The 17,904-nt window shown below is 66.6% G+C and carries 16 protein-coding genes; 5 read left to right on the top strand and 11 right to left on the bottom strand.

Translation table 11 applies throughout. The annotated features are described in order from the left end of the window. The first annotated feature begins 49 nt into the window (after positions 1-49). Positions 50-643: a YqgE/AlgH family protein gene (locus tag WDM91_01120; protein MEI9993167.1), complete on the top strand. Its 594-nt coding sequence runs from the start codon at positions 50-52 to the stop codon at positions 641-643. Here WDM91_01120 and WDM91_01115 read toward each other — a convergent pair. From WDM91_01115 to coxB, 10 genes are all read right to left on the bottom strand, one after another. Next, entirely contained in the window at positions 611-3,496 is a 2,886-nt protein-coding gene (locus WDM91_01115) for a GGDEF and EAL domain-containing protein (protein ID MEI9993166.1), read from the bottom strand. The genes WDM91_01120 and WDM91_01115 overlap by 33 nt on opposite strands. Before the next feature lie 160 nt (positions 3,497-3,656). Then, complete coding sequence (locus WDM91_01110) at positions 3,657-4,250, bottom strand: GNAT family N-acetyltransferase (protein MEI9993165.1); 594 nt, start codon at positions 4,248-4,250, stop codon at positions 3,657-3,659. A 14-nt stretch (positions 4,251-4,264) separates the two neighbouring features. Further along, entirely contained in the window at positions 4,265-5,551 is a 1,287-nt protein-coding gene (locus WDM91_01105) for a pitrilysin family protein (protein MEI9993164.1), read from the bottom strand. Beyond that, positions 5,548-6,939, bottom strand: coding sequence for a threonine synthase (thrC, locus tag WDM91_01100; protein ID MEI9993163.1), 1,392 nt, complete (start codon positions 6,937-6,939; stop codon positions 5,548-5,550). Before thrC ends, WDM91_01105 begins: the two co-directional genes overlap by 4 nt. 70 nt (positions 6,940-7,009) lie before the next feature. Further along, positions 7,010-7,735: an SURF1 family protein gene (locus WDM91_01095; GenBank protein MEI9993162.1), complete on the bottom strand. Its 726-nt coding sequence runs from the start codon at positions 7,733-7,735 to the stop codon at positions 7,010-7,012. A gap of 8 nt (positions 7,736-7,743) precedes the next feature. Next, the gene (locus tag WDM91_01090) at positions 7,744-8,103 is read right to left on the bottom strand and encodes a DUF983 domain-containing protein (GenBank protein ID MEI9993161.1); all 360 of its coding nucleotides are present in this window, start codon (positions 8,101-8,103) and stop codon (positions 7,744-7,746) included. Beyond that, positions 8,100-9,065 carry a cytochrome c oxidase subunit 3 gene (locus WDM91_01085; protein ID MEI9993160.1) on the bottom strand — a complete coding sequence of 322 codons (966 nt, stop codon included), beginning with the start codon at positions 9,063-9,065 and terminating at the stop codon, positions 8,100-8,102. The genes WDM91_01090 and WDM91_01085 overlap by 4 nt, the downstream gene beginning before the upstream one ends. Positions 9,066-9,203: 138 nt before the next feature. Further along, positions 9,204-10,124: a heme o synthase gene (locus WDM91_01080; GenBank protein ID MEI9993159.1), complete on the bottom strand. Its 921-nt coding sequence runs from the start codon at positions 10,122-10,124 to the stop codon at positions 9,204-9,206. Next, the gene (gene ctaD / locus WDM91_01075; GenBank protein ID MEI9993158.1) at positions 10,124-11,728 is read right to left on the bottom strand and encodes a cytochrome c oxidase subunit I; all 1,605 of its coding nucleotides are present in this window, start codon (positions 11,726-11,728) and stop codon (positions 10,124-10,126) included. Before ctaD ends, WDM91_01080 begins: the two co-directional genes overlap by 1 nt. A 13-nt stretch (positions 11,729-11,741) precedes the next feature. Next, on the bottom strand, positions 11,742-12,578 hold the full coding sequence (coxB, locus tag WDM91_01070) for a cytochrome c oxidase subunit II (protein MEI9993157.1): 837 nt from the start codon (positions 12,576-12,578) through the stop codon (positions 11,742-11,744). Between the two features lie 218 nt (positions 12,579-12,796). On the opposite strand from coxB, the gene tldD reads away from it, so the two are divergent. Next, positions 12,797-14,227, top strand: coding sequence for a metalloprotease TldD (tldD, locus tag WDM91_01065; protein ID MEI9993156.1), 1,431 nt, complete (start codon positions 12,797-12,799; stop codon positions 14,225-14,227). Between the two features lie 22 nt (positions 14,228-14,249). Here the strand turns inward: tldD and WDM91_01060 are convergent, their stop codons facing one another. Further along, entirely contained in the window at positions 14,250-15,743 is a 1,494-nt protein-coding gene (locus WDM91_01060) for a hypothetical protein (protein ID MEI9993155.1), read from the bottom strand. Between the two features lie 205 nt (positions 15,744-15,948). Between WDM91_01060 and WDM91_01055 the strand changes: the two genes are divergently transcribed. From WDM91_01055 to WDM91_01045, 3 genes are read left to right on the top strand one after another with little or no spacing between them, the layout of a single operon-like run. After that, on the top strand, positions 15,949-16,302 hold the full coding sequence (locus WDM91_01055; GenBank protein MEI9993154.1) for a DUF952 domain-containing protein: 354 nt from the start codon (positions 15,949-15,951) through the stop codon (positions 16,300-16,302). Between the two features lie 16 nt (positions 16,303-16,318). Then, the gene (locus tag WDM91_01050) at positions 16,319-17,329 is read left to right on the top strand and encodes an aminoglycoside phosphotransferase family protein (GenBank protein MEI9993153.1); all 1,011 of its coding nucleotides are present in this window, start codon (positions 16,319-16,321) and stop codon (positions 17,327-17,329) included. Between the two features lie 10 nt (positions 17,330-17,339). Beyond that, the gene (locus tag WDM91_01045; protein ID MEI9993152.1) at positions 17,340-17,903 is read left to right on the top strand and encodes a nucleotidyltransferase family protein; all 564 of its coding nucleotides are present in this window, start codon (positions 17,340-17,342) and stop codon (positions 17,901-17,903) included. The last annotated feature ends 1 nt before the right edge of the window (position 17,904 follow it).

The raw sequence follows: 17,904 nt of genomic DNA, 5'->3' as shown, positions 1-17,904 counted from the left end.
CCAGCGCAAGGCGGTCGCAAAGCCTTCCCGATGGATGTAGCCTTGCTCCATGGCATCTTTCGATCCCGAGCAACCACAAGAGGCGCAGGGCTTTCTCCACGGCAAGCTGCTGATCGCCATGCCCAGCCTGGCCGACGGGCCGTTCGAGCGCAGCGTCATCTTCATGTGCCAGCATTCGCAGAGCGGCGCGATGGGACTGATCGTCAACAAGCCGATCGCACAGGTCACCTTCCGCGACCTGATGCAGAAAATGGACATCGAGGTGACGCCGAAGACGTCCGAGCGGCCGGTCCTGTTCGGCGGGCCGGTGGAGACCGATCGCGGCTATGTCCTGCATGCCGCCGAGCCGACCACGCGGTCGTCGACCCTGCCGGTGACGCCGCAGATCGCATTGACGCCGACCGTCGACATGCTGCGCGCCATCGCCGAAGGGCGCGGGCCGGAGCAATGGCTGCTCGCGCTCGGCTATGCCGGCTGGGGGCCCGGGCAGATCGAAAGCGAGATCGCGGCGAATGGCTGGATCCATTGCGACGCGGATTCGGACCTCGTGTTCGAAGCGGAGATGGACGAGAAATGGCGGCTCGCCTTCGGCAAGCTCGGCGCAGGCCTGTCAGGCCTGTCCTCGGAGGCCGGCCGCGCCTGAGCCGAAATGCAGGGCGATGTATTGCAGCGCCTGGGCCGGCGGCAGCGGCTCCGAGAAATAATAGCCTTGCGCGAATTCGCAGCCGAGCGCCTTGAGCCAGGCGACGTCCTTGCCGTTCTCGACGCCTTCGACCACGACGCTGCGGCCCAGGTCGTGCGCCAGCGAGACGATCGACTTGAGCACCGTCTCGCCGTCCGCGGCGGCATCGCCGTCGGCATGGCGGGTGAGGAAGCTCTGGTCGATCTTGATCGTATCGAAGGGCAGCGTCTTGAGCTGGCTGAGGCTCGACACGCCGGTGCCGAAATCGTCGATCGAGATGCCGGCTCCGAGCGCGCGACATTGATCGAGCGCATCGTGGAGATCGTGCGACGCGGCGACAGCGCTCTCGGTGACTTCGAGCTTGAGCGTTCCCGGGGCCACGGCCTCGTTCCGCAGCAAGGTGCCGAGGAAGGCGGTGAAATCGGCGTCGCGCAACTGGCGCCGCGAGACGTTGACGCTGACGAACAGCGGCGGCTCGAGCGGGAAGAAGCGCTGCCAATGCGCCACGTCATGCGCCGCCCGCTCGAGCGCGAAGCGGCCGAGCGCGACGATGGTGCCGGTCTCTTCGGAATGCGCGATGAAATCCACCGGTGAGACCAGGCCCTTGGTCGGATGGTTCCAGCGCAGCAGCGCCTCGAAGCCCGCAACGGACTCGTCGGCGAGGCGGACGATGGGCTGATAGTAGAGCTCGAGCTGGCGGTCCTCGACGGCGCGGCGCAAATCCGTCTCCAGCGCGACGGCGTCGCCCGGCGCGAGCAATTCCAGGTCGCGGGTGTAGGTGCGGGCGCAGGCGCCGCCCGCCCGCTTGGCCTGGAGCAGCGCGAGTTCGGCGTTCTTGAGCAGGTCGAAAGGGTCGCGCGCGTCGCGGCCGGTCGCGAGGCCGATGCCCGCCTGCGCATAGATGCTGCGGCCATCCAGGTCGTAGGGCGCCGCACAGGTCTCCAGAAGCTCGGCGCCGAGCGCCGCCACATCGGCCTTGCCGCGGCTGATGAGAATGGCGAAGGCGTCGCCGCCGACCCGGAAGACGTCCGCCCGGCCCTTGAAGCGCTTGCTCAGACGATCTGCGACCTGGGCGAGCAGCTCGTCGCCGCCGGCGTCGCCGAGGCTGGCATGGATGGATTTGAAACGGTCGACATCGAGCAATGCGAAGGTGGCGCCGGGGAAGCGCGGCCCGAGCTGCTCCAGCTCTTCCATCAGCGCGACCCGGTTGCCAAGGCCGGTGAGCGGATCGCGCAGGGCGCGCTGCATCAGCTCGGCCTCGCCTTCCTTGCGCATCGTGACGTCGGCGATCAGGCCGAGACAGCGCGTCGAGGGCGCCTGGTCGCCCAGCATGGTGGCGCGCAGCTCGAACCAGGGATAGCGCCCGTTCTCGTGCCGGACGCGGAATTCGACGCGGAAGGCGATGCCGGGATGGCTGCGGTAGTCGTCGAGCGCCTGCCAATAGACGTCGCGGTCGTCGGGATGGATGCGCGCCAGCCAGGCTTCGTGTCCGACCCGCGCCCCCGATTCCGTGATGCCGATCAGGGACGCGGCCTCGCGGCTGAGCTTCACGACCTCGAAATCGAAATCGAGATCGAAGACGCCCTGGTGCGCGGCGCTGATGGCCAGCACCGCCGGACTGGTGAAGCCCCCGCTGCCGGCCGGTTCGGACGGCAGCGGGACATAGTCGGGCTCGCCCTCGGGCGCCGCGGCGATGGACTGGAACGGCAGGACCGCGATGCCCTCGCCCGCCGCGACGGCGAGCGCGAGCAGCAGCGCCCCGGCAGCGGCGAATCCGCCGGCGGCGGAGGTCGCCCAGGACTCGCCGGTGTTGTTGAGCGTCGCGGCCGCGGAGGCCAAGGCGACGAGTGCGAGGACCAGTGCGCTGGGCGCGGCGACCCGCGCGGCCTGCGCCCCGAGGCGGCCGCGATAGACGAGGTAGACCGCGATGGCGGGCGTGCCCAGCACCACGAAGCTGTCGGCCAGGATCGTGGCGCCGGGGATGCCGAGATAGGCGAGCAGCGAGATGGCGCAAATGCCGAGCAGGCCGAGGCGGAAACGGCGGACGTGCCGGGGCCACAGATCGTCCAGCGGCACGATGGCGTCCGCGAGCGCCGCGCCCGCAGCGAGGGAGAGGCCCGCGAACATCGCCATCAATCCATAGGGGCCGCCGACGGCGGTGGCGAGGCTGCCATCGAACAGGCCGGTCTCCGACAGCCGCTCGAACAGCAGCAGCGCGAGCGTGATCGCGGCCCAGCGCGCCGGCGCGTGCCCAAGGGTGGCGGCGAGGCCGGCGGCGAGCAATGCGGCGGCGCCGATCACCGCCCAGACCGCCGTCGTGAAGATCGCGAGCTGGCGGTTGTGGTTGGCGAGCGCCGGCTCGGTCCAGGCGAGCAACGCCGGCGGCTCGGCGGTGTTGGCGACCTGCACGGCGATCGCGACGGAGGTCGCGGGGGGCACGATCACCCGGAAGGCGCGGCGGCCATAGGCGCTCATCTTGTCGATGACGACGAGGGAGTCGGAGCTCGCCACGGCGATGATCGCGGGCCGTGTCGGGCGCGGCAGGAAGCGGAAGCTCACGCTCTGCGGCTGGGCCGCGACCAGCACGCGGGAGGCGGGACGGATCGAGGAATTGGTGGCGGTGAAGAGATACCAGCCGGGCGTGTCGGACCCCGGCTTGGCGGACGGTGCGTGATAGGGCGCCAAGGCTTCGGCGACCTCGACCACGCCGTCGGGGCCGGCGAAGTCGATCGACGGCCGCGCCGCAGGCGCCGCGGCGGCGAGCGCCGAAAGCACGATGGCGACCAAGGCCGCGATGACGGCGAATCGTTTCATCACAACTCTATTGTCATGGCCCGCGAATGCGGGCCACCCAGATGACGATTATTTCGATATCTGCAGGAATTTCGCCGCGCCCACCCATACGCCGCTGCGCAGGGCTTCATCTGGGTGGCCCGAATGCGCGGGCCATGACAGCGAGAGCGCGAATTCGACCTCACGCGCCCTGCGCCTCATCGGCCAGCAGGGCAAAGAGGACATGGTCGCGCCATTCGCCGTTGATCTGCAGATAGCGCAGCGCAAGGCCCTCCTGGCGGAAACCCGCCTTGCTGAGCAGGTTGCGGGACGGATCGTTGGACGGCAGACACGCGGCTTCGATCCGGTGCAGGCCCAGCGTGCCGAAGATGAACGGCACCAGGGCGCGCACCGCGTCATACATGTAGCCCTGGCGGGCGAAGCGCTCGCCGACCCAGTAGCCCAGCGCGCAGCACTGCGTCACGCCGCGGCGGACATTGGACAGCGTGCAGCCGCCCATCAGCGCGTCGTCCTCGTGGCGGAAGACGAAGAAGGCATAGGCGGAATCGAGCCGGGCCTCTTTCTGGTAGCGCTTGATGCGGCGGCGGAAGGCGCCCTTGGTCAGCTCGTCGCTCGCCCAGACCGGCTCCCACGGCTCCAGGAAGGCACGGCTCTCGCCGCGCAGCCGCGCCCAGGACGGGAAGTCGGCCATGCGGGGATAACGCAGATAGACCGCGCCGGCCTTGATGACCGGTTGCTGTCCGCCGGGGAACGTCAGGCCGCGCATGAACGCCATGGGGCCTGTATTCATTATTCGGCCGCCCGCAGCGTGCGCCCGGTGCCGAAGCGCCGCGCGAAGACGTCGTGGGATTCGAGCTTGCTCACCGGACCGACCGCGGCGATCGCGGGATTGGCGCCGTTCATGATGCGCTCGCCGAAGCGGCGCACCGCCGCCGCATCGACCGCATCGAGCTTGGCCGTCATCTCCTCGGTGCTGAGGACGCGGCCATAGAAGAAGATCTGGCCGGCGATCTGTTCGGCGCGCTGGCCCGGGCGCTCCAGGCCCATGAGAAGGCTGGACCGCATCTGCGCCTTGGCGCGCGCGACCTCGGCCTCGCTCGCGGTCGCGGCCAGGCTCTCCATCTCGCCGGCGATCACGGCGGAGACTTCGCCGGCCTCCTTTTCGCCGGTGCCGGTGTAGATGCCGATGGTGCCGCCGTCCTTGGCGATCTGGGTGAAGGCCGAGATCGCGTAGCACAAGCCGCGGCGCTCGCGCGCTTCCTGGAACAGGCGCGAGGACGTGCCGCCGCCGAGCGCGGTGACATAGACCTGCGCGGTGTAGAAATCGGGATCGGCGCTCGAGATCCCGGGCAGCGCATAGGCGATGTGGGCCTGTTCGAGATCCTCTTCGAAGCGGATGTCGCCGCCGGCATAGCGCGCCGCGAGCGGCGGCGGCGTCGGGCCCGGCTTGAGATTCGCGAATTTCTCCGAGACGAGGCGCACCATCGCGTCATGCGATACCGCGCCGGAGGAGACGAAGGTCATGCCGCCGGCGCGATAATTGGCGCCCATATAGGTGCGCAGATCGTCCTGCGTGAAGCCGCTGACCGTTTCCTCGAGTCCGAGGATCGGCCAGCCCATCGGCTGGCCGGGATAGATCACGCTCTGGAGGTGATCGAACACGATGTCGTCGGGCGTGTCGCGGGCCTGGCCGATCTCCTGCAGCACGACCTGGCGTTCGCGCTCCAGTTCGTCCTGCGCGAAGGTCGGGTTGATGAGGATGTCGGCCAGCAGATCGACCGCAAGCGGCACGTCGGCCTTGAGCACGCGGGCGTGGAAGGCGGTCTGCTCGCGGCTGGTATAGGCGTTGAGATAGCCGCCGACCGCCTCGATCTCCTCGGCGAGATCGCGGGCGCTGCGCGTCGCCGTGCCCTTGAACGCCATGTGCTCGAGCATGTGGCTGACGCCCATCACAGGCTGGGTCTCGTTGCGCCCGCCGGCGTCGACCCAGACCCCGACCATCGCGCTTTCGAGCTGCGCCATCGGATCGGTGATAACGGTCAAGCCGTTGGAAAGTCTTGCAATTTCAGGTTTCATCGGCCCAGCTTAGACTCGATATGGGCGCGCACCAAGGCCTTGTCATTGGGCAGGGTCTCGTAGTGCTCTTCCCCCGCGAATAGCCCTTCCAGTCGCGCGGGCATGGCCGGCGGCGCGCCGATGGCCTGCGCCACGGCGTCCGGGAACTTGGCCGGATGGGCCGTCGAGAGCACCACGATGGGCGCGCCGGGACGGTGGTTGAGGCGCCAGGCGGCATGCAGCGCCACCGCCGTATGCGGGTCGATGATCCGGCCGGTCTGCGCGTGGCAGCGCTTGATGGTCTCGAGCGTCTCGATGTCGTCGCAGCGGGCGGCGGCGTAGCGCGCATGCAGGTTCTCGCGGACCATCTCGGGCAGAGCGAGGCGCTTGTCCCGCGCGAAGCCGGTCATCGCCTTGGCGGTCCATTGCGCGTCGCGGTTGGCGGCCTCGAACAGGGCGCGCTCGAAATTGCTCGCGACCTGGATGTCCATCGAAGGGCTGAGCGAAGGCTGCACCGGACCCGGCTCGTAGAGGCCGGTCGAGAGCACGCGCGCCATGATGTCGTTGGCATTGGTCGCGACGACCAGGCGCTCGATGGGAAGGCCCATGCGCATGGCGGCCTCGCCGGCGAAGACGTCGCCGAAATTGCCGGTGGGCACCACGAAGGTCGCGGGGCGGCCGAGCGCGGCGCTCGCGGTGAAATAATAGACGCATTGCGCCGCGATGCGCACGAAGTTGATCGAGTTGACCGCGGTGAGGCCGACATCCCGGGCGAATTGCGCCTCCCCGAACAGCGCCTTCACGATCGCCTGCGCGTCGTCGAAGGTGCCTTCGAGCGCGATGTTGTGGACATTGGCGTGCGCCGAGGTCGTCATCTGGCGGCGCTGCACCTCGCTGACGCGGCCCTTGGGATGCAGCACGAAGACGTCGATGTTCGGCAGGCCGCCCAGCGCGGCGATCGCCGCCGAGCCGGTATCGCCGGATGTCGCGGCGACGATGGTGGCGCGGCCGCCGCGCTTGGCCAGGGCGCGGGCGAACAGGCGGCCGAGGATCTGGAGCGCGATATCCTTGAAGGCGAGCGTCGGGCCGTGGAACAGTTCGAGCAGATGCAGGTCGGGGGCGATCTCCACCAGCGGCGCGATGGCCGGCGCATCGAAATCGGCATAGGCGGCGGCGATATCGTCCCTCAGCTCAGCGTCGGTAAAGGCGCCCCCGGCGAACTGGCGCAGAATCGCGAAGGCAGCCTCTGCATAGGGGACGCCAGCCAGACCGGCCGGGGCGATCTGCGGCCAGGTTTCCGGCAGGTAAAGGCCGCCATCGGGCGCCAGACCGGCCAGCAGAACCTCGGCGAACCCTGTCCTGGGGGCGGCGCCGCGCGTACTTACAAAATGTTGATCGTTGTTTGTCAAAATACAGCTCTGTCCCTGGCCCATCGTCCGGTCGCGAGACGCGGCCGGCCGGGACGATCTATCTGGGAAATCAGTCCTTGGGCGTCAAGGCCAAGCGGCCTTTGGACACATGATAGGCGAGATACACGCCCAGGAGTCCGGCCGCCATCAGAAACCAGGTGATGGCGTATTGCAGGTGCTCGTTGCGGAAGGCCACGACGGTCTGGCCGCCACGCGGCCAGCCGCCCGGATTGGGCGCGGCGTCCGCCTCGATCAGCGCGGGCGCGGCGAGCGAAAGATGCAGGGCGCGACCGATGCCCGGCGCGTCCCGCGAGTACCAGATGCGGTGTTTGAGATCGGGATTGGGCGTGAAGGTGCCGGGCGCCTGCGTCCAGCGCCAGATGCCGATCTGCGTCGTCTCGCCGTTGCGGATGCCGGCGGGGCGCGTCGCGGGGCTCTGCATGTCGCGCGGGACGATGCCGCGGTCGACCAGCAAGACGCGGCCGTCGTCGAGATGGAACGGCACCACGACATGGAAGACCGGAGCGCCCTCCGGCCCGATGCCGTAGACATAGGCTTCGTTCGCATTGTCATAGCGGCCGGTGAGCGCGACGCGCAGATAATCGGTTTGCGGCGACGGCAAGGCGGCGCCGTTCAGCGTCACGGGCGTGGCCTCCAGATTGCGCGTCACCTGGTCGATCAGCGCGAGCTTCCATTGCAGGCGCTGGAGCTGCCAGACGCCGAGCGCGACGAGGCCCGCGAACAACAGCGCGACGGCGACGGTGAGGCCGGGGAGCGGACGGAACGTGAGCCGCATCACTGCGCTCACTGGTCGAGCTTCCCCTCGCCCGCCTTGTGCCGGTATTGCAGCACCAGCAGCGCGGATTTGATCAGTCGCAGGAAGACGAAGGTCAGGAGCACGATCAGCGGCGTCCACAGCACGGCATGGACCCAGAGCGGCGGCTGGAAGGTGAACTCGGTCCATAGCGCGGCCCCCGCGACGATGGCGCCGACGACCAGGATGACCAGCGCGGCGGCGCCGTCGCCGACGTCGAAGGCCGAGAAGTCCTGGCCGCAGGCCGTGCAGCGCGGCGCGATGGTCAGATAGCCGGAGAACAGCCTGCCCTGCCCGCAGCGCGGACAGCGCCCCAGCAGGCTCGCGTGAACCGTGCTGGGCGCCGTCAACCCTGGACCAGCGGACCGGCACCCCAGACATAGATGCAGGCGAAGAGGAACAGCCACACCACGTCGACGAAGTGCCAGTACCAGGCCGCGGCCTCGAACCCGAAGTGGCGGGTCGGGGTGAACTGGCCCGCGATGGCACGGAACAGGCAGACGGCGAGGAAGATCGTGCCGATGATCACGTGCAGGCCGTGGAAGCCGGTCGCCATGAAGAAGGTCGAGCCGTAGATAGCGCCGAAATCGCCGCCGCTGGCCGCGATGCCCTTGAACGCCGGATTGATCAGGTCGATCGGCACCATGTTGCCGGTCGCGAGATTGAGATGCGCCTGGTCGGTGAAGGCCGCGAGCGCCGCGTGGTTGAAGCCGAAGGTGAACGGCGCGTGGGCGTATTCATAGGCCTGCACGCAGGTGAAGCTCAGACCGAGAAGCACGGTGATGAGCAGGCCCTGGATCGCGCCCTTGCGGTCGCCGTGCTGGATGGCGTGATGCGCCCAGGTCACCGTGGTGCCCGAGGTCAGCAGGATCAGCGTGTTGAGCAGCGGGAAGTGCCAGGGATCGAGCGTCACGATGCCCGAGGGCGGCCAGGAGCCGATGGACACGTCGCTGAAGAAGATCGCCGAGTTGAAATAGGCCCAGAACCAGGCGACGAAGAACATCACCTCCGAGGCGATGAACAGCAGCATGCCGTAGCGCAGGTGGAGCTTCACGACTGGGGTGTGGTTGCCGCGCACCACCGATTCCTGGACGACGTCGCGCCACCAGCCGGCCATGGTGAAGAGCACCAGACCGAAGCCGATGATGAAGATCCAGGGCTGGCCGTTGACCGGCAGCCCGAAGAACTTGCCTTCGGCATTCATCCAGAAGGCCGCGCCGACCAGCATCGTGAAGGCGGCGATCGAGCCGACGATGGGCCACGGGCTGGGGTCGACCAGGTGGTAGTCGTGCTTGACCTCGGTATTGGCCATGATCCTAAACCCTCTCCTACGGGTGAACCCGTATCACCGTCATGATGTAGAACAAAATCGCCAGCCCGCCCAAGGTGAGCGCGAGCGCGATGTTGCGCCACCGCCTGGCCTTCTCTTGCCTGTCGCCCATCGCCGCCTCTAGAGCCATGACGGATACGGCGCGATGTGGATGACACGCTCCGCGATCAGGGCGGCGAACAGCGCGAACATGTAGACCAGCGAGACGCCGAACAGGCGATGCGCCGCCGGCTCTTTCGCCTCGTCGCGCTCGAAGAAGGTCGCGAGCGCTTCGACCGCGAACCAGACGCCGATCGCCGCCGCCGCGGTGAGATAGATGGGTCCGGCGAGGCCGATCGCGGCGGGGCTGAGACCCAGCGGGATCAGCGCGATCGTATAGGCGAGAATCTGGCGGCGGGTGGCGCGCTTGCCGCGCACCACCGGCATCATCGGCACGCCGGCGCGGGCATAGTCGTCCGAGCGCCAGAGCGACAAGGCCCAGAAATGCGGCGGGGTCCACAGGAAGATGATCGCAACCAGCAGGACCGGCGCAAGGCTCAGCGAGCCCGTCACCGCGGCCCAGCCGATGGCCGGCGGCAGCGCGCCGGCGAGGCCGCCGATCACGATGTTCTGCGGCGTGCGGCGCTTGAGCCAGAGCGTATAGACCACGACGTAGAAGAAGACCGTGAAGGCGAGCAGCGCCGCGGCCGCGAGGTTCACGAACAGGCCCATCAGCGTCACCGCGCCGACGCTGAGCGTCCAGCCGAAGCCCAGCGCCTCGCCGGGCGTGATGTGCCCGGCGGGGATCGGCCGCTTGGCGGTGCGCGCCATCACCGCGTCGATGTCGGCGTCATAGGCCATGTTGAGCGCGCCCGACGCGCCGGCCGCCACCGCGATGCAGAGCAGCGCGACGAAGCCGGTGACCGGGTCGATATGGCCCGGCGCCGCCACCAGACCCGCAAGCCCGGTGAAGATCACGAGCGACATCACGCGCGGCTTGAGCAGCGCGAAATAGTCGCCGACCGTGGCGAAGCGGGCGTCGTTGTAGGTGGCGAGAGCCATCAGGTGATCTTCGGCAGCTCGTTGAACTGGTGGAAGGGCGGCGGCGACGGCAGGGTCCATTCCAGCGTCGTCGCATAGGGACCCCAGGGATTGTCGCCCGCGACCCGCTTGCGCACGAACGCCTCGACCAGCATCGCGAGGAAGATCAGCACGCCGAAGCCGGCGATGAAGGCGCCGATCGACGAGACGTAGTTCCAGCCGGCATAGACGTCGGCGTAGTCCGCGGTCCGGCGCGGCATGTCGGCGAGGCCCAGGAAGTGCATCGGGAAGAAGGCGATGTTCACGCCGACGAACGTGACCCAGAAATGCAGCTTGCCGAGGAACTCGTTGTACATGTAGCCGGTGAACTTCGGGAACCAGAAGTAGAAGCCGGCGAAGATCGTGAACACGGCGCCGAGGCTGAGCACGTAGTGGAAATGCGCCACCACGTAGTAGGTCTCCTGCAGCACGACGTCGACGCCGGCATTGGCCAGCACCACGCCGGTCACGCCGCCGACGGTGAAGAGGAAGACGAAGCCGAAGGCCCAGAGCATCGGCGTCTTGAACTCCACCGAGCCGCCCCACATCGTCGCGATCCAGGAGAAAATCTTGATGCCGGTGGGCACCGCGATGACCATGGTCGCGAAGACGAAATAGGCCTTGGTGTCGACGCTGAGGCCCACCGTGTACATGTGGTGCGCCCAGACCAGGAAACCGATGAAGCCGATCGCCACCATCGCATAGGCCATGCCGAGATAGCCGAACACCGGCTTCTTGGAGAAGGTCGAGATGATGTGGCTGACCATGCCGAAGCCCGGCAGGATCAGGATGTAGACCTCCGGATGGCCGAAGAACCAGAACAGATGCTGGTAGAGCACCGGATCGCCGCCGCCCGCCGGATTGAAGAACGAGGTGCCGAAATGGCGGTCGGTGAGCAGCATGGTGATCGCGCCGGCGAGGACCGGCAGCGAGAGCAGCAGCAGGAACACCGTCACCAGGATCGACCACACGAACAGCGGCATCTTGTGCAGCGTCATGCCCGGGGCGCGCATGTTGAAGATGGTGGTGATGAAGTTGATCGCGCCCAGGATCGAGGAGGCGCCCGCGATGTGAATCGAGAAGATCGCCAGGTCCATGGCCGGACCGCGCGAACCATAGGTCGAGAGCGGCGCATAGAGCGTCCAGCCGCCGCCGACGCCCATGCCGCCGCTGTCGCCCTCGACGAACATCGACATCACCAGCAGCGCGAAGGAGAACGGCAGCAGCCAGAACGAGATGTTGTTCATGCGCGGGAAGGCCATGTCCGGCGCGCCGATCATCAGCGGCACCAGCCAGTTGCCGAAGCCGCCGATCATCGCGGGCATGATCATGAAGAACACCATGATCAGGCCGTGGCCGGTGACGAACACGTTGAAAGTGTGCGGATCCTTGAAGATCTGCAGGCCGGGATACATCAGCTCGGCCCGCATCATCATCGACAGGAAGCCGCCGACCAGACCCGCGCAGATCGCGAAGATCAGGTACATCGTGCCGATGTCCTTGTGGTTGGTCGAATAGACGTAGCGCCGCCAGCCGGTCGGATGACCGTGGGCGTGGTCGTCATGCGCGTGGGCCAGATCTGCCATAAGCGTGTCCTCGTTAGCGCGCCGCAAAGCGGGCGGCGTCGCCGTTCTGCGCAATCGGTTGATAGGTGTTGCTGTCTTTCTTCGCGGCGGCGAGCCAGGCGGCGTACTGCGCGTCGGTCACGACGTCGACCTCGATCGGCATGAAGTCGTGGTTCGGGCCGCAGAGCTCGGAGCATTGGCCGTAGAACACGCCGGTCCGCGTCGCCTTGAACCAGGTGTGGTTCAGGCGGCCCGGGATCGCGTCCATCTTCACGCCCATCTCGGGCAGCGCCCAGGAATGGATGACGTCGGCGCCGGTGGTCTCGATCTCGACAACCTTGTTGACCGGCACGACCAGCGCGTGGTCGACGCCCAGCAGGCGCGGCTTGCCGGCCTTCTTGTCGGCGTCTTCCGCCAGCGGGTTGGAGTCGTAGGTGAAGTTGGCCGCCGGGTACTGGTAGCTCCAGTACCACTGATGGCCGATCACGCGGACATGCAGGTCGGGCTTGGGGATCTCCGCTTCGTAATAGAGCAGCTTGAACGACGGCACCGCGATGAAGACCAGGATGATGACCGGGATGATGGTCCAGGCGACTTCGAGCAGCGCGTTGTGGTGCGTCTTGGAGGGGACCGGATTGGCCCGCTTGTTGTAGCGGATGACGATCCACACCATCAGCAGCAGCACGAAGAGCGTGATCGCCACGATGATGTAGAGCAGCAGATTGTGGAAGCTCTCGATCCGCTCCATCACCGGCGAGGCGGCGGGCTGCATGCCGAGCTGGTAATTATAGGGCAGCGCCAGCGCCTGCGTCGTCCAGGCGAGGGCCCCCGCGGCCACGCCAGCACCGATGCCGGTTTTTCTGAAAGACATGAGGCGACCTCACAAAATAAGCCGGCGGGTAGCAGACGCCCCCGCTTTTCAGATTCTTGGCGGCGATTTAGAGGCGCTAAGCCCCTAAAGTCATTGCGACCTTCTGGCACGGGGTCGATTTTGCAGGCCTTGTCGCAGGACCGCGCAGGACGGCAGGCGCGGCGCGAAAAAAGCTCCTATATGTATAAGTCAGGCAAATCACTGTTTTGGAGCATCCCATGAGCGACACCGGCGACCTGTTCTTTTCCCGCACCGGGATGGACCGCGACCGGGTCCTCGGCACGGTCGGCGAGGCCCTGAAGGGCGCGGATGACGGGGAATTGTTCCTCGAATACCGCCAGAGCGAATCGTTCTCCTTCGACGACGGGCGGCTGAAGGCGGCGAGCTTCGACACCACCCAGGGCTTCGGCCTGCGCGCCGTGGCCGGCGAAGCCACCGGCTATGCTCATGCCTCGGACCTCTCCGAGGAGGCGATCCAGCGCGCCGCGGCGACGGTGCGCGCGGTCGCCAGAGGCCATTCCGGCGCGGTCGCGCTGGCGCCGGCCCGCAGCAACACCAAGCTTTATACCGATATCGATCCCCTCGGGACCGCGGGGTTCGAGACCAAGGTGAAATTGCTCGAGGACATGAACGCCTATGCCCGCGGCCGCGACGGCCGGGTGCGGCAGGTCTCGTGTCACCTGTCGGGCGAGTGGCAGCAGGTCGAGATCCTGCGCGCCGACGGCGCGACCTATCGCGACATCCGCCCCCTGGTGCGGGTCGACGTGTCGGTGGTCGTCGAGCAGGACGGGCGGCAGGAGTCCGGGCATTTCGGCGGCGGCGGACGCGGCGGCTACACGACCTATCTCACCGACGATTACTGGAAGGCGGGCGTCGACGAGGCGCTGCGCCTGGCGCTGGTGAACCTCGACTCCATTCCCGCGCCGGCCGGCGAAATGACCGTCGTGCTCGGTCCGGGCTGGCCCGGCATCCTGCTGCATGAGGCGATCGGCCACGGGCTGGAAGGCGACTTCAACCGCAAGGGCACGAGCGCCTTCGCCGGTCTGCTGGGCAGCCGGGTCGCGGCGCCGGGCGTGACGGTGGTCGACGACGGCACGCTGGAGGGGCGGCGCGGCTCGCTCTCGATCGACGACGAGGGCACGCCGACATCGCGCACCGTGCTGATCGAGGACGGCATCCTGAAGGGCTATATGCAGGACCGGCAGAACGCCCGGCTGATGGGCGTGGCGCCGACCGGCAACGGCCGGCGGCAATCCTATGCCAACCAGGTGATGCCGCGGATGACCAACACCTACATGCTGGCAGGCGACAAGGAGCCGGGCGAGATCCTCGCCAGTGTGAAAAAGGGTATCTACGCGGTGAATTTCGGCGGCGGCCAGGTCGACATCACCAGCGGCAAGTTCGTGTTCTCCTGCACCGAGGCCTATCTCATCGAGGACGGCAAGAAAGGCGCGCCGATCAAAGGCGCGACGCTGATCGGCTCAGGCCCGGAAGCGCTGACGCGGGTGAAGATGGTCGGCAACGACCTCAAGCTCGACAGCGGCGTCGGCGTCTGCGGCAAGAACGGCCAGAGCGTGCCGGTGGGCGTCGGCCAGCCGACGCTGCGGCTCGACGGGCTGACGATCGGCGGTACGGCGCAAGCGGCGTGACCGGAGGTGCCGGTCGGTCTCCCTACCAGGTCAGGTCCTCGAGCTTGACCTCGCCGCGCACCGCCTTCGCCATCATCGGATTGAAGTAGGTGTCCAGGATCATCGAGCGGACCGCCGCGCCGTCCTGCGCGACCACGCCGAATTCCTGGATGCTGCCATAGATGCCTGGCGGCACGGTGCTGGGGTAGAAATTCTCCGAGCCGACATAAAACAGATCGTCGACCATCCAGAACTTGGCGTGGTTGCGCTTGGGCTCGCCGTTCGACCATGTGTCCTTCCCGCCGGAGCTGAGCTTGGCGAGGCGGAATTTCGTCTTGAGCAGCCGGAACGCCTGCTCCTTCGACAATCCGGGCCGCAAGCGCGTCATGCGATAACCGACGACGTTGAAAATGGACTTGAACGAAATCAGGTTGTTGTAGTGCCCCCGGCCGTCGGGCGAGGTCAGGACCATGTCGACCGATGTCGTGTCGCTGCGGTGGAGGAACATCGCGATCGCATCCACCAGATGCCGGTTGAAGAAATGCCAATCGTGGCAGATCAGAGGGTATGGATAGCCGTCGAGCGGCACCTCGGTGAAGTTCGGCGTCCGCTCCCAGAAACGCGCGCCGAAGTCCTGCTGCGAGATGCGGCAATGCTTGCCGTCGAGCATCGCGCGGTAGAAGGCATAATAGCCGCTGCTGTCCGACTTATCGATGTGGTTCGGGAACACGCCCCATCCGGAATTGGTGACCCACATCGCCGGCAACGTGCCGGTCACCGGCGGCGGATCGGCCGGCGGCGCCCATTCGGAGCGCGGCGCATCGCCGCCCACCTGATAGCGCGTCTCGGGCCTGAGCGAGTTGCTGTAGGTCTTGGTCCCGGGGACGTTATTGTTGCGCACGAATTTCCAGAGCGCATTGGCGAACATGTGCCCGCCCTTGGCGATCGGCCCTTCGAACCGCATCGACATATCGAAAATGGGCCGCTTTTCGAGGTAGTCGGGCGCCCACAAATTGTGGCCGCCGGTCATCAGATCACAGCCGTCGATCGCGACGATCTTGGCGTGGTTCCAGGACTTCGCTTCCTGATAGGCGATCTGCGCGAGATACATCTCCGGGAGCGCCCCGCCCCGCGCTTCCAGCTTCGTCGCGATCTTCCACAGCATCGTCTTGGTGTCGAGATTGAAGTTCCCGAAACTCCTGCCCATGAGGAACCGCACGATCGGCCGGCGCCCGGCGGCGTAGGTGTCGCCGATGCCGGCCACGATCTCGTCGAGAAAGGCTCCGGTCGGCTCGTCCATCGTCACGATGTCGACCCAGCGCGCCGCCTTCGCGATCATCGTCCGCAGCGCTTCGGGAAACCGGCTCGAATGCGGCGGATCGACATCGAAAGGGTCGCTCCACCGGTCTTGCGGCGTATCGAACAGAAATTTGCTCAACCCGCCGACGTAATTTCCAACCTCATAACCGAAGAGCCTGCCCTCCTCGGCAGGCATTTTCGAGCGGATGTCGGCAAGGAGGTCGGCAAGCGATGCCATCGAAGTCTCCATCTTTCGAAGTTGGTATTCGACTTAAAAACCGTCGGGAATTTCGCAATGAGTCGATATTATAATTTAGGAATATTATGTATTTACTATCTCTATTATGTCGAGCCTTCTCCCGCGACTTCGGCATGTCGGCCATGGCCACGCGGCGAATTTTCTTTCAATGTGCGCGGGAAGAATTTCCGGCACGGCCACAACCATGACGATTTTCAAGATCGCGAGCGCCGCGGACTGGGCGGAGGCCGAGCATGCGGGGCGGTTCGGGGGTTCGGCGCATGACAAGGCCGACGGGTTCATGCATTTCTCGACAGCGTCGCAACTCGCCGAGACGCTCAGGCTCTATTATGCGGGACAGGACGGCCTTGTGCTGATCGCGGTCGACGAGGCCCGGCTTGGCGACGCGCTGAAATGGGAGCACGCGCCGTCGCGCGGCGAGGATTTTCCACATCTCTTCGCCCCCCTGCCCTTGTCGGCGGTGACCTGGACCCATCGGATCGTGCGGGACGCACAGGGCATGGCGATCCTGCCGGACATGGTCTTCGCCAAGTCTTGAAGGCATCCTGCGGCGCATGAGCGACGCCGTCGTCTATTCCGAACGTCTGGGCGCCATCCGCGATGCGCAGTTCGAGGCGGCCTGCGCGCGGCTGGGGCTGGGACGGTTCGTCGCCGCCGCGCCCACGACGAGCGGGCTGTTCGGGCAGAACGTGTTCGTCACGACCATGGAAGGCGAATTCGTGCTGCGCGGGGCGCCGCACTGGGTGAAGGACGTCGACGAGACCGAATACCGCCGAGAGGACCGGCACCAGTTCACCAGCGAGCGCTGGTTCGCGCAGCAACTGCACGCGCGCACGAAGACGCCGGTGCCGTGGCCGATCCACCACGATCGATCGGACGACATCTTCGGCTGGCCGTATCTCGTCATGCCCAGAATGCCGGGACTGTGTACCGACGAGCGAAGCATCCTCAAGGCGCTGGGACCTGAGGACCGGCGCGGCGTCGCGGTGGCGCTGGGCGAGAACCTTGCGGAGATGCAGAACCTGACCTGGCCGTTTGCCGGCGGCTTCAGTCCGGTGACGATCGAACTGGAGCCTTATCCGGAGGGCGCGATCGGGTGGACCGCGCACGAAACGCGGGCGATCGTGCGGGCGTGCGGCGGCCGTCTGACAGCGGAGGACGTCGCATGGATCGAAGATGCGATCGGCGGCGCCAAGGGCGCGGTCGCCGATACCTATGTCCATTGCGACTACAAGCTCGGCAATCTGACGCTGCTGAAGGAGAATGGCCGCTGGCGCGTGAGCGGATTGTTCGATTTCCATGAAGCGCGCTTTGCCGACGGCGCGCTCGACGTGGTGCGCGTGGCTTGCAGCTATCTCGACACCGAGCCCGCGCTCGCGCGCGCCTTCGTGCAGGCTTACGGCAAGCCGCTCGATGCCGCCCGGATGACGCTGTATGTCCTCAACGACCGGCTGAAAATCTGGGGCTATTTCTCGCACTCCGACGTGGACGCAGACTGGCTCAGGCGAAAAACATTCCGGGGATGGTCGCAGCGCTATGTGGACGGTGTCCTGGAGCTTCTGTGACACTTCACGGATGAATCAGGACGTCTTCGTCGCGACCGCGCTCGGAAACCCGAACAACCGCACCATCCTGGAGCGGCTGCCCGCGCTGGATGCGCCCGATTGCTGGCTGGTGTCGGGGGCGCTGTTCCAGACCGTGTGGAACATCCGGACCGGTCGCGCCCCGACCCATGGGATCAAGGACTACGACGTCTTCTATTTCGATCCCGACACGTCCTGGGCGGCGGAAGATGCCGTCATCCAGCGGGCCCGAGCACTGTTCGCCGACCTGGATGTCGAGATCGAAGTGCGCAACCAGGCGCGCGTGCATATCTGGTATGGCGAGAAATTCGGCACGCCCTACCCGCCCCTGACCTGCGCGACCGACGGGATCGACCGTTTCCTGTACGATTGCGCCATGGTCGGCGTCAGACCGGCGGGGACGGCGTACGACGTCTATGCCCCCAAGGGCTTCGCGGATATCGAGACGATGACCATCCGGCCGAACCGGATGCCCAATTTTCACCCCGCACGCTATCTGGAGAAGGCGGTGCGCTGGCGCGAACGCTGGCCGGAGACTACGATCCTCGAACCGTGAG

It is taken from the genome of Rhizomicrobium sp., assembly GCA_037200385.1.
Lineage (GTDB): Bacteria > Pseudomonadota > Alphaproteobacteria > Micropepsales > Micropepsaceae > Rhizomicrobium.
This window is presented reverse-complemented; position numbering and strand designations above follow the sequence as displayed.